This is a genomic window from Streptomyces sp. NEAU-174 (genome assembly GCF_052665095.1).
In genome coordinates this window covers 1,044,519-1,057,195 of record NZ_JBQTCE010000002.1, presented here as the reverse complement: position 1 = coordinate 1,057,195, position 12,677 = coordinate 1,044,519, and the positions used below count along the sequence as shown (strand labels likewise).

Below are 12,677 nucleotides of genomic sequence, written 5' to 3'. Positions count from 1 at the left end.
CGGATGTTCCGCCGCACATTCTGGTTCACCACCGGCGTCGCCGCCGGGGTGTGGGCCACCACCAAGGTCAACCGCAAGCTCAACCAGCTCACTCCGGAGAGCCTGGCGGCGCAGGCCGCCGACCGCGCGGTGCTGGCGGGTCGGCGGATCAAGGTCTTCGCCCTCGACGTACGGGACGGCATGGCCGACCGCGAGGCCGCGCTCAAGGACGCGCTCGGGCTCTCCGCGCCACCGCCGGACGACCGCAAGCGGCTCCCGGCCCAGCGGAGCCGGGCCGAGCTGACCCGCACCACCCCCTACAAGCTCCACGAAGCCGGAAATGAGGACCACTGATGGAGTCGGCTGAAATCCGCCGCCGCTGGCTGCGCTTCTTCGAGGAGCGCGGGCACACCGTCGTGCCGTCGGCGTCGCTCATCGCGGACGACCCGACGCTGCTGCTGGTCCCCGCGGGCATGGTGCCCTTCAAGCCGTACTTCCTCGGTGAGGTCAAGCCGCCCTTCGACCGCGCCGTCAGCGTGCAGAAGTGCGTGCGTACGCCGGACATCGAAGAGGTCGGCAAGACCACCCGCCACGGCACCTTCTTCCAGATGTGCGGGAACTTCTCGTTCGGCGACTACTTCAAGGAAGGCGCCATCAAGTACGCCTGGGAGCTGCTGACCAGCTCGCAGGAGGAGGGTGGCTACGGCCTCGACCCCGAGCGGCTGTGGATCACCGTCTACGAGCAGGACGACGAGGCCGAGCGCATCTGGCGCGAGGTGATCGGCGTCCCCGCCGACCGGATCCAGCGCCTCGGCATGGGCCCGAACTACTGGTCCATGGGCGTCCCCGGCCCCTGCGGCCCCTGCTCCGAGATCAACTACGACCGTGGCCCGGAGTTCGGCGAGGAGGGCGGCCCGGCCGTCAACGACGAGCGCTATGTGGAGATCTGGAACCTGGTCTTCATGCAGTACGAGCGCGGTCCGGGCGAGGGCAAGGACAACTTCCCGATCCTCGGCGAGCTCCCCAGCAAGAACATCGACACCGGTCTCGGCCTCGAGCGCCTGGCGATGATCCTCCAGGGCGTGCGGAACATGTACGAGACCGACACCCTGCGCGTCGTCATGGACAAGGCCACCGAGCTGACCGGGGTCGCCTACGGCGCCGCCCGGACTTCCGACGTCTCGCTGCGCGTGGTCGCCGACCACATGCGCACCTCCGTCATGCTCATCGGCGACGGCGTCACCCCCGGCAACGAGGGCCGCGGCTATGTGCTGCGCCGCATCATGCGCCGCGCCATCCGCAACATGCGCATCCTCGGCGCCACCGAGCCGGTCGTCGGCGAGCTGGTCGACGTCGTCCTCAAGACGATGGGCCAGCAGTACCCGGAGCTGCTCACCGACCGCAAGCGGATCGAGACCGTCGCCCTCGCCGAGGAGTCGGCCTTCCTCAAGACGCTCAAGGCCGGCACCAACATCCTCGACACCGCCGTGACCGACACCAAGGCCACCGGCGGCAGCGTGCTCCCCGGCGACAAGGCGTTCCTGCTCCACGACACCTGGGGCTTCCCGATCGACCTCACCCTCGAGATGGCCGCCGAGCAGGGCCTCTCGGTGGACGAGGAGGGCTTCCGCCGCCTGATGAAGGAGCAGCGGGAGCGCGCCAAGGCCGACGCCAAGGCCAAGAAGACCGGCCACGCCGACCTGTCCGCCTACCGTGAGGTGGCCGACAGCTCCGGCCAGACCGAATTCACCGGCTACCTCCACACCGAGGGCGAGTCCACCGTCGTCGGCCTGCTGGTCGACGGGGTGTCCTCGCCCGCCGCCACCGAGGGCGACGAGGTCGAGGTCGTCCTGGACCGCACCCCGTTCTACGCCGAGGGCGGCGGCCAGCTCGCCGACACCGGCCGGATCAAGCTGGACACCGGCGCCGTGGTGGAGGTCCGGGACGTCCAGCAGCCGGTGCCCGGGGTCAGCGTGCACAAGGGCGTCGTCCAGGTCGGCGAGGTGACGGTCGGCGCCGGGGCCCACGCCCGGATCGACATCAAGCGCCGCCGTGCCATCGCCCGCGCCCACAGCGCCACCCACCTCACCCACCAGGCGCTGCGCGACGCCCTGGGCCCGACCGCCGCCCAGGCCGGTTCGGAGAACTCGCCCGGCCGCTTCCGCTTCGACTTCGGCTCGCCGACCGCCGTGCCCGGCGCGGTCCTCACGGACGTCGAGCAGAAGATCAACGAGGTGCTCTCCCGCGAACTCGACGTCACCGCCGAGGTGATGAGCATGGACGACGCCAAGAAGCAGGGCGCCATCGCCGAGTTCGGCGAGAAGTACGGCGACCGGGTGCGCGTGGTGACCATCGGCGACTTCTCCAAGGAGCTGTGCGGTGGCACCCATGTGCACAACACCGCCCAGCTGGGCCTGGTGAAGCTGCTCGGCGAGTCCTCCATCGGCTCCGGGGTGCGCCGGGTCGAGGCCCTGGTGGGCGTGGACGCGTACAACTTCCTCGCCCGGGAGCACACGGTCGTCTCCCAGCTCACCGACCTGGTCAAGGGCCGACCCGAGGAGCTGCCGGAGAAGATCTCCGGCATGCTGAGCAAGCTCAAGGAGGCCGAGAAGGAGATCGAGCGGTTCCGCGCCGAGAAGGTGCTCCAGGCCGCCGCCGGTCTCGTCCAGGGCGCCAAGGACGTCCGGGGCGTGGCCCTGGTCGCCGCCAAGGTGCCGGACGGCACCTCCGCCGACGATCTGCGCAAGCTGGTCCTGGACGTCCGTGGCCGCATTCCGGGTGACCGCCCGGCCGTCGTCGCCCTCTTCACCGTGGCGGGCGGCCGCCCGCTGACCGTCATCGCCACCAACGAGGCCGCCCGTGAGCGCGGGCTCAAGGCCGGTGACCTGGTCCGCACCGCCGCCAAGACGCTCGGCGGCGGAGGCGGCGGCAAGCCGGACGTGGCCCAGGGCGGCGGTCAGAACCCGGAGGCCGTCGGCGAGGCCATCGAGGCCGTCGAGCGGCTCGTCGCGGAATCGGCCTGATCGTCGTGCGACGCGGCAGGCGGATCGCCATCGACGTCGGGGACGCCCGGATCGGGGTCGCCTCGTGCGACCCCGACGGGATCCTCGCCACCCCCGTGGAGACCGTGCCGGGACGCGACATCCCGGCCGCCCACAAGCGGCTCGTGGCGATCGTCGAGGAGTACGAACCGATCGAGGTGGTGGTCGGCCTGCCGCGTTCGCTCAGCGGACGCGAGGGGCCGGCCGCGGCCAAAGTGCGCACCTTCGCGCGCGAGTTGGCGCGGCGGGTCAACCCGGTGCCGGTGCGGCTCGTCGACGAGCGTATGACCACTGTCACAGCCTCCCAGGGGCTGCGCGCCTCCGGGATGACGTCCAAGAAGGGCCGTTCCGTCGTTGACCAGGCGGCTGCCGTGGTGATCCTCCAGAGCGCGCTGGAGACCGAGCGGGCCTCGGGGAGGGCCCCCGGGGAAGCCGTCGAAGTGGTCATCTGATCGCGATACGGTAACGTTCCGCGCGGCATGGCCGCCGCCCGTGCCACGCACACGCCGAGCGGTGACCACCTCCGTCGCTAGGGGATCGATGACTGAGTACGGCCGGGGACCCGGCTCCCAACCGTGGCACCCCGAGGATCCGCTGTACGGGGACCGAGAGTGGAGCGGCCACCACGCGGCGGCCGGCCAGGATCCCTACGCACAGGACGATCCCTACGCACAGGACCGGTACGCGCAGGACCCCTACGCCCAGCAGGACACCTACGCACAGGATCCGTACGCACCGGACGCCTACGGCCAGGATCCCTACGGTCAGGGCGGCTACGGCCAGGGCCCGTACGGCCAGGACCCCTACGGACACCAGCAGTATCCGCACGGCTATCCGCGCGACCCCCAGCAGCAGCATCAGCAGCCCCAGTGGGACGGCCAGGACGCCGGTTACCCGCATCAGCGGCACCCGCAGGAGTACCCCGGCCAGGGCGGCCCTTACCCGCCCCAGGACGGCTCGTACGGCGGGATGGACCCGCGGGACCCCTATGGCGGCCAGGGCGGTTCCTACCCGGGCCAGGACCCCTACCAGGGACAACAGGGCACTCAGCAGATGCCCACGGTGCCCGCGGAGCACCAGGTGCCGCGCCAGCGCCAGGCCCCCGAGGAGCCGCCCCTCCAGGCGGACGAAGAGGACGACCATCCGTTCTTCAACGACGGCGGCGGCCGGGGCGACGCCGATGACGCGGACGACGACGGCGAGGACGGCGAGCGCTCCGGCGAGAAGGGCAAGCCCAAGAAGCGCCGCAGCGGCGTGGCCTGCCTCTTCGTGACCGTCGTTCTGGTGGGCGCCGTCGGCGGAGGCGGCTACTACGCCTACGACTTCTGGCAGACCCGCTTCGGCCCCGCACCCGACTACTCCGGCCAGGGCACCGGCCGGATCGAGGTGGAGGTCCCGTCCGGCTCCGGCAACGCCGAGATCGGCTCGATCCTCGCCGACAAGGGCGTGGTCAAGAGCAGCGGCGCCTTCGTCGACGCCGTGGAGGACAGCGGCAAGTTCGTCCAGCCGGGCACCTACACCCTGCGCAAGGAGATGTCCGGCGCGGCGGCGGTCAAGCTGATGCTCGACCCCAGCAGCAGCAACGCGCTGATCGTCACCGAGGGCATGCGCGACGCCACGATCTACGCGGCGATCGACAAGAAGATCGGCCTCAAGGCGGGGACCACCGCGGGCGTCGCCAAGAAGGAGGCCAAGAACCTCGGGCTGCCCTCCTGGGCCGACGACAACAGCAAGATCAAGGATCCGCTGGAAGGCTTCCTGTACCCGTCCCGCTACAGCGTGGGCGAGGGCGCCAAACCCGCGGACGTACTGCGGAAGATGGTCGCCGAGGCCAATCGGAACTACTCCGGTCTGGATCTGGAGGGCAAGGCCAAGGAATTGGGCCTGAAGTCCCCGCTCCAGCTGATCAGCGTGGCCAGCCTGGTCCAGGCGGAGGGCGTCACCCACGACGACTTCCGGAAGATGGCCGAGGTCGTCTACAACCGGCTGAAGCCCGCGAACCCGGAGACATACGGCAAGGTGGAATTCGACTCCACCTACAACTACATCAAGAACCAGAGCAAGATCGATATCCCGATCAGCGAGATCAAGCAGTACGACAACCCGTACAACACCTACTTCTACAAGGGACTTCCGCCCGGTCCGATCGGAAATCCGGGCCATGACGCGCTGAAGGCGGCGATGAACCCGACCGGCGACGGCTGGTATTACTTCGTCTCGCTCGACGGCAAGACGAGCCAGTTCTCCAAGACCTACACGGATCACCAGAAGTGGGTCGACAAGTTCAATAAGCAGCGCAAGAACAACGGCTGAGGAAAGATGTCGGAAAACCGCAGGGCAGCGGTGCTCGGTTCGCCGATCGCCCATTCCCTGTCACCGGTGCTGCACCGCGCCGCCTACCGCGAACTGGGCCTGACCGGCTGGACGTACGACCGCTTCGAGGTGGACGAGACCGGGCTGCCGGACTTCTTCAAGCACCTCGGCGAGGACGCGGGACCGGCCTGGGCCGGGCTGTCCCTGACCATGCCGCTCAAGCGCGCCGTCATCCCGCTGCTGGACGAGATCAGCGACACCGCGGCCTCGGTGGAGGCCGTCAACACGGTCGTCTTCGGCGACGACGGCCGCAGGCGCGGGGACAACACCGACATCCCCGGCATGCTGGCGGCGCTGCGGGAGCGCGGCGTCGGGCGCGTGGCGCGCGCCGCCGTGCTGGGCGCCGGCGCCACGGCCTCCTCCGCGCTGGCCGCGCTCTCCCGGATCTGCGACGGCGAGGTCACCGCGTACGTCCGCAGCGCGGCCCGCGCCGCCGAGATGCGGCAGTGGGGCGAGCGGCTGGGCGTCGCGGTGCGCACCGCGGACTGGGGCGACGCGGCCGAGGCGCTCGGCGCGCCGCTGGTGATCGCCACCACCCCCGCGGGCACCACAGACGCGCTCGCCGCGGCCGTACCGGACCGCCCCGGCGCGCTCTTCGACGTCCTCTACGAGCCCTGGCCCACCCCGCTGGCCGCCGCCTGGGCGGCGCGCGGCGGCTCGGTGGTCGGCGGCCTGGACCTCCTGGTGCACCAGGCGGTGCTCCAGGTCGAGCAGATGACGGGCCGCGCCCCGGCGCCGCTGGCCGCGATGCGCGAGGCGCTGGCGGCCCGCTGAGCCGTCCCACGGGCCCCTCGTCGGCTCCCTCCGGCCCCTCGTCGGGTCCGTCCGGCCCGTCCCCGGCCCCGTCCGGCCCGTCCCCGGCCGCTCTCCGGGGCGCCGCGAGCGTCCACCTCATGGACCACGAACCGAGCGGACGCCCCGGTCGTGGGAGGATCGGAGGTGCGGGCCGGAGTCGCGCGGACCGGGCCGCGCCGCACGACGTCGAGGCACGCGCATGAGGGAGCACCGTTGAGCAGGTTGCGCTGGCTGACCGCGGGGGAGTCGCACGGCCCCGCACTCGTGGCGACGCTGGAGGGGCTGCCCGCCGGGGTGCCGATCACCACCGACATGGTGGCGGACGCCCTGGCCCGACGGCGGCTCGGCTATGGCCGCGGTGCCCGGATGAAGTTCGAGCGCGACGAGGTCACCTTCATCGGCGGCGTACGCCACGGGCTGACCCTCGGCTCCCCGGTCGCGATCATGGTCGGCAATACGGAGTGGCCCAAGTGGGAGCAGGTCATGGCCGCCGACCCGGTGGACGCCGAGATCCTCGAGGGCGTCGCCCGTAACGCCCCGCTCACCCGCCCCCGCCCCGGCCACGCCGACCTGGCCGGGATGCAGAAGTACGGCTTCGACGAGGCCCGGCCGATCCTGGAGCGCGCCAGCGCCCGCGAGACCGCCGCCCGGGTGGCGCTGGGTACCGTCGCCCGCTCCTACCTCAAGGAGACGGCCGGGATCGAGATCGTCTCGCACGTCGTGGAGCTGGCCGCCGCGAAGGCGCCGTACGGCGTCCTCCCCAAGCCCTCCGACGTCGAGAGGCTGGACGCCGACCCGGTGCGCTGCCTGGACGCCGACGCGAGCAAGGCGATGGTGGCCGAGATCGACCAGGCCCACAAGGACGGCGACACGCTCGGCGGTGTCGTCGAGGTGCTCGCGTACGGCGTGCCGGTGGGCCTCGGCTCGCATGTGCACTGGGACCGTCGGCTCGACGCACGGCTGGCCGCCGCGCTGATGGGCATCCAGGCCATCAAGGGCGTCGAGGTCGGCGACGGCTTCGACCTGGCGCGGGTGCCCGGCTCCAAGGCCCACGACGAGATCGTCTCCACGGACGAGGGCATCCGGCGCTCCACGGGCCGCTCCGGCGGCACCGAGGGCGGGCTGAGCACCGGCGAGCTGCTGCGCGTCCGCGCCGCGATGAAGCCGATCGCGACCGTGCCGCGGGCGCTGGCCACGGTCGATGTGACCACCGGCGAGGCCACCAAGGCCCACCACCAGCGCTCCGACGTGTGCGCCGTCCCGGCCGCCGGGATCGTCGCCGAGGCGATGGTCGCGCTGGTGCTGGCGGACGCGGTCGCGGAGAAGTTCGGCGGCGACTCGGTTCCCGAGACCCGGCGCAACGTGAAGGGCTTCCTCGAGAACCTGGGCATCCGGTGAGCGGGGACATTGGCGGGGGTCCGGCGGTTGTGCTGGTCGGGCCCATGGGGGTCGGCAAGACCACCGTCGGGCAGGTGCTCGCGGAGCGGCTCGGCACCACCTTCCGCGACACCGACACCGACATCGTCGCGACGGCGGGCAAGGAGATCTCGGAGATCTTCATCGACGAGGGCGAGGCGCACTTCCGCGAGCTGGAGCGGCAGGCGGTGCGGACCGCCGTCGCCGGGCACCGGGGCGTGCTCGCGCTGGGCGGCGGCGCCGTCCTCGACGAGGGCACCCGGGCGCTGCTCGCGGGCCTCCCGGTCGTCTTCCTGGAGATGGGCGTCGCCGAGGCCGTCAAGCGCACCGGTCTCGACGCCCCGCGCCCGCTGCTCGCGGTCAATCCGCGTCAGCGCTGGCGCGAGCTGATGGAGCAGCGCCGCCCGCTGTACACCGAGGTCGCCCGCGCCGTGGTGTCGACCGAGGACCGCACCCCCGAGGCCGTCGCCGAGGCCGTCCTGGACGTACTGGAGCTGAAGAACGCATGACATCCCCTGTGGCCGACACCCCCACGCGCGTCCAGGTCGGAGGCACCGCGGGCACCGCTCCGTACGAGGTGCTGATCGGCCGGCAGCTGCTCGGTGAGCTCCCCGGGCTGCTCGGCACGCTTGCGAAGCGCGTCGCCGTTCTGCACCCCGAGGCGCTGGCCGAGACCGGTGAGGCGATCCGCCAGGACCTCGCCGAGCAGGGGTACGACGCCATCGCGATCCAGCTGCCCAACGCGGAGGAGGCCAAGACCGCCGAGGTCGCCGCGTACTGCTGGAAGGCGCTCGGGCAGACCGGCTTCACCCGCACCGATGTGATCGTCGGCGTCGGCGGCGGCGCGACCACCGACCTCGCCGGGTTCGTGGCCGCCACCTGGCTGCGCGGAGTGCGCTGGATCGCCGTCCCCACGACCGTGCTCGGCATGGTCGACGCCGCCGTCGGCGGCAAGACCGGGATCAACACGGCCGAGGGCAAGAACCTCGTCGGCGCCTTCCACCCCCCGTCCGGGGTGCTGTGCGATCTGGCCGCGCTGGACTCGCTGCCGGTCAACGACTACGTCAGCGGGCTCGCCGAGGTCATCAAGGCGGGCTTCATCGCCGACCCGGAGATCCTGGAGCTCATCGAGCGGGACCCGGTCGCCGCCCGTACGCCCGCCGGCCCGCACACCGCCGAGCTCATCGAGCGCTCCATCCGGGTCAAGGCCGAGGTCGTCTCCAGCGACCTCAAGGAGTCCGGGCTGCGGGAGATCCTCAACTACGGCCACACGCTCGCCCACGCCATCGAGAAGAACGAGCGCTACAACTGGCGCCATGGCGCGGCCGTCTCCGTGGGCATGGTCTTCGCCGCCGAGCTGGGCCGGCTGGCGGGCCGGCTGGACGACGCCACGGCCGACCGGCACCGCACCGTCCTGGAGGCCGTGGGCCTGCCGCTCACCTACCGCGGCGACCAGTGGCCCAAGCTGCTGGAGACCATGAAGGTCGACAAGAAGTCCCGCGGTGACCTGCTGCGTTTCATCGTCCTGGACGGTGTCGCCAAGCCCACCGTGCTGGAGGGTCCGGACCCGGCGGTGCTGCTCGCGGCGTACGCCGAGGTCTCCGGCTGACCCGGTTCGTAAACCGTCTTCCCGCGTCACAGCTCTGTCATCGCCTCGACGACGACGAAAGCCCGCGGCCCCGCCGCGGGCTTTCGAACGGCCCCCGGGCCCTGGCGGTTGCGGCCCTTGAGGGACGAAATGCCTGGCTGACGCGGGGCGGCGGGGACACAGCGGGTTTGCGGTCCGTTCACACAGCGGAGCGTTGGGCAGGTACCGTTCGGTAGGAGCGGCCCCAGCGCCGTATCAGCACCTGACAGTTGTCGGACGAGAACTGCCTGTACGAGACGGAGTGCCACCGGATGCAGCATGCGGGAGCTCCGCTGCCACCGCCCCACCGGCCGGGGCCGGTTCCCGGGCAGCAGGGCGCGGGCTGGGCGCAGGGCGCGAATGCGAACCATCACCCGGGACCTCACCCCAATCCCCCCGCCCCGCCCGTGCCTCCCGTGGCCGGGCACCCGGTACCGCCCGCGCAGCATCCGGCGTCCCCTCCGCCGACCCCGCCCGCGCCCCCCGGGGCGCCGCTGGAGACGGTGAACACCACCGGCCATGTCCAGCTGCCGCCCGGCGGTCCGGTGCCGCTGCCGCATCCCCCGTCGGACCCGTCGCTCGCCGATGTCTCGCAGGCGACGGTGGCGGTGCTGCTGATCGGACCGGCCGGCGCGGGCAAGACCACGGTCGCGCGCTACTGGGCCGACCGCCGCCGGGTGCCGACCGCGCACATCAGCCTGGACGATGTGCGGGAGTGGGTCCGGTCCGGCTTCGCCAACCCCCAGTCGGGATGGAACGAGCACTCCGAGGCGCAGTACCGTCTCGCCCGCCGCACCTGCGGCTTCGCGGCCCGTAACTTCCTGGCCAACGGGATCTCCTGCATCCTCGACGACGCCGTGTTCCCGGACCGCCCGGTCGTCGGCCTCGGCGGCTGGAAGCGCCATGTGGGCCCCGGGCTGCTGCCGGTGGTGGTCCTTCCGGGCCTGGAGATCGTCCTGGAGCGGAACGCGGCCCGCAGCGGGAACCGCCGCCTCAGCGACGAGGAGGTGGCGCGGATCCACGGCCGGATGGCGGGGTGGTACGGCTCCGGTCTGCCGATCATCGACAACTCCACGTACGACGTGGAGACCACGGCCCGCATGCTCGACGAGGTCGTCACCCGCTCCATCGCGAGCCCCCCGAGCTGGTAACACACCCCCCGTCCGGACCCGCTCGACCGGCCGTACCCGACGGGCGTGCGTACGCTCGGGGACATGTCCGAGGTGTACGCGGCCCGACGTGCCCGTCTGCACGATCAGTGCACCGCGGCCGGGAGCGCGGCGGCGCTGGTGTCCCGGCCCGCCAATGTGCGCTATCTGTGCGGCGCCGTGCCGCCCGGGGCCGTGCTGCTGCTCGGACCCGTCCAGGATGTGCTGGTGGCCACCGAGGTCCCGTCCGCGCCCCCGCTCTCCGCGGGCCCGCCGCGTTCCGACGAGCCGCGGCTGCTGGTGGTGCCCGGCTCGGACGGCGATCCGGCCGTGGCCGCCGCCGATCTGGCCGCGGCGGACGGCGCCGAGTCGCTGGCCGTCGAGGAGCACGATCTGACCGTCGCCCGCCATCGGGCGCTCGGCGCCGCCGCCCCCCGCGTCCGCCTGGCCGATCTGGGCCGCGCCGTCGAGCAGTTGCGGCTCATCAAGGACGACGAGGAGATCTCCTGTATGCGGATCGCCGGGGAGCTCGCCGACCAGGCGCTCGGCGAGCTGCTGGAGTCGATCCTGGTGGGCCGCACCGAGCGGCATCTGGCGCTGGAGCTGGAGCGCCGGCTGGTCGACCACGGCGCGGACGGCCCGGCCTTCCCCACCGTGGTCGCGGCGGGGCCCAACGCCGGGCGCCCCGGCCATCCGCCCACCGACCGGAGGGTCGAGGAGGGCGATTTCCTCACCATCTCGCTCGGCGCCGACTACCGCGGCTACCGCTGCCAGGTGGGCCGTACCTTCGTCATCGGACCCTCGCCCGCGGACTGGCAGGTCGAGCTGTACGATGCGGTATTCGCCGCTCAGCGGGCCGGGCGGGAGGCGCTGTTGCCGGGCCGGGCGTACCGGGACGTGGACCGGGTGACCCGTCAGGTGCTGACCGCCGCGGGCTTCGGAGACGGGCTGGAACCGTGCACCGGACACGGTGTGGGCCTGGAAATCGACGAGGACCCTCGGCTCACACCGTCCGCCATGGGTAAACTGGACGCTTGTGTGCCGGTCACCGTCGAGCCGGGGGTCCACCTCCCGGGCCGGGGCGGTGTCCGGATCGATGACACGCTCGTCGTCCGCCCCGAGGCGGACGGCGGACCCGAGCTACTCACCATCACGACCAAAGAGCTGCTCGCGCTCTAGCGGAACCGGGCGCGCCGGCGGCTCTCTGGTCTCCACCAGCTGTAGTCCAGGAGAACCCGCAACCGTGGCATCCACGAACGACCTCAAGAACGGCATGGTGCTCAAGCTCGACGGCGGCCAGCTGTGGTCCGTCGTCGAGTTCCAGCACGTCAAGCCCGGCAAGGGCCCCGCTTTCGTGCGCACCAAGCTCAAGAACGTGCTGTCCGGCAAGGTGGTCGACAAGACCTTCAACGCCGGTGTGAAGGTCGAGACGGCCAATGTCGACAAGCGCGGCATGCAGTTCTCGTACAAGGACGGCGAGAGCTTTGTGTTCATGGACATGGACACCTTCGACCAGATCTACATCACCCCCGAGGTCGTCGGCGACAACGCCCGCTACCTGCTCGAGGGGTTCGAGGCCGTCGTGGCGATGTACGAGGGCAACCCGCTGTACGTCGAGCTGCCCGCCGCCGTCGAGCTGGTGATCGAGTACACCGAGCCGGGCGTCCAGGGCGACCGCTCCACCGGTGGCACCAAGCCCGCCAAGCTGGAGACCGGCTACGAGATCGGTGTGCCGCTGTTCATCACCACCGGTGAGAAGATCAAGGTCGACACCCGCTCCGGTGAGTACCTCGGTCGGGTGAACAACTAACCGTGGCTGCCCGCAACAAGGCCCGTAAGCGCGCCTTCCAGATCCTCTTCGAGGCCGATCAGCGCGGGAGCACCGTGCAGACCGTGCTCGCGGACTGGATACGGCTCGCCCGGACCGACGACCGGCAGCCGCCGGTCAGCGAATACACGATGCAGCTCGTCGAGGGCTATGCACAGCACATCGCCCGGATCGACGAGCTGATCGCGACCTACGCGGTGGGCTGGACGCTGGACCGGATGCCGGTCGTCGACCGGAACATCCTGCGGCTGGGCGCCTATGAGCTGGTGTGGGAGGACGCGACGCCGGACGCGGTGGTGATCGACGAGGCGGTGCAGCTCGCCAAGGAGTTCTCCACCGATGACTCGCCGGCCTTTGTCAACGGCCTGCTGGGCCGCATCAAGGAGCTGAAGCCGAGTCTGCGTCGCGAGCAGGAGCCCCGGGAGCCCCAGGCATAGCCGGCACCAGGCACAGCCGCGTTCATCACACGA

General features: G+C 71.5%; 12 protein-coding genes. All 12 read left to right on the top strand.

What is annotated here, in order from left to right:
* Positions 1-3: 3 nt before the first annotated feature.
* The gene (locus ACT2CW_RS09235) at positions 4-333 is read left to right on the top strand and encodes a DUF6167 family protein (RefSeq protein WP_445516202.1); all 330 of its coding nucleotides are present in this window, start codon (positions 4-6) and stop codon (positions 331-333) included.
* Positions 333-3,002, top strand: coding sequence for an alanine--tRNA ligase (gene alaS / locus ACT2CW_RS09230; protein WP_445516201.1), 2,670 nt, complete (start codon positions 333-335; stop codon positions 3,000-3,002). The genes ACT2CW_RS09235 and alaS overlap by 1 nt, the downstream gene beginning before the upstream one ends.
* Positions 3,002-3,472 carry a Holliday junction resolvase RuvX gene (gene ruvX / locus ACT2CW_RS09225; RefSeq protein ID WP_445516241.1) on the top strand — a complete coding sequence of 157 codons (471 nt, stop codon included), beginning with the start codon at positions 3,002-3,004 and terminating at the stop codon, positions 3,470-3,472. Before alaS ends, ruvX begins: the two co-directional genes overlap by 1 nt.
* 88 nt (positions 3,473-3,560) lie before the next feature.
* Complete coding sequence (mltG, locus tag ACT2CW_RS09220; protein WP_445516200.1) at positions 3,561-5,333, top strand: endolytic transglycosylase MltG; 1,773 nt, start codon at positions 3,561-3,563, stop codon at positions 5,331-5,333.
* A 6-nt stretch (positions 5,334-5,339) separates the two neighbouring features.
* Complete coding sequence (locus tag ACT2CW_RS09215) at positions 5,340-6,167, top strand: shikimate dehydrogenase (RefSeq protein WP_414082014.1); 828 nt, start codon at positions 5,340-5,342, stop codon at positions 6,165-6,167.
* A 234-nt stretch (positions 6,168-6,401) separates the two neighbouring features.
* Complete coding sequence (gene aroC, locus ACT2CW_RS09210; RefSeq protein ID WP_164425036.1) at positions 6,402-7,586, top strand: chorismate synthase; 1,185 nt, start codon at positions 6,402-6,404, stop codon at positions 7,584-7,586.
* A gap of 44 nt (positions 7,587-7,630) precedes the next feature.
* A complete protein-coding gene (locus tag ACT2CW_RS09205; protein WP_445516240.1) occupies positions 7,631-8,113 on the top strand; it encodes a shikimate kinase in 483 nt (160 codons plus the stop codon).
* Positions 8,110-9,213, top strand: coding sequence for a 3-dehydroquinate synthase (aroB, locus tag ACT2CW_RS09200; RefSeq protein ID WP_445516199.1), 1,104 nt, complete (start codon positions 8,110-8,112; stop codon positions 9,211-9,213). Before ACT2CW_RS09205 ends, aroB begins: the two co-directional genes overlap by 4 nt.
* Positions 9,214-9,503: 290 nt before the next feature.
* On the top strand, positions 9,504-10,382 hold the full coding sequence (locus ACT2CW_RS09195) for a Pro-rich N-terminal domain-containing protein (RefSeq protein WP_445516198.1): 879 nt from the start codon (positions 9,504-9,506) through the stop codon (positions 10,380-10,382).
* Positions 10,383-10,445: 63 nt separating this feature from the next.
* Positions 10,446-11,558, top strand: a complete 1,113-nt coding sequence (locus tag ACT2CW_RS09190) for an aminopeptidase P family protein (protein WP_445516197.1) — start codon at positions 10,446-10,448, stop codon at positions 11,556-11,558.
* Between the two features lie 64 nt (positions 11,559-11,622).
* On the top strand, positions 11,623-12,189 hold the full coding sequence (gene efp / locus ACT2CW_RS09185) for an elongation factor P (protein WP_037951647.1): 567 nt from the start codon (positions 11,623-11,625) through the stop codon (positions 12,187-12,189).
* Positions 12,190-12,191: 2 nt separating this feature from the next.
* Positions 12,192-12,644, top strand: coding sequence for a transcription antitermination factor NusB (gene nusB, locus ACT2CW_RS09180; protein WP_445516196.1), 453 nt, complete (start codon positions 12,192-12,194; stop codon positions 12,642-12,644).
* Positions 12,645-12,677: the final 33 nt, after the last annotated feature.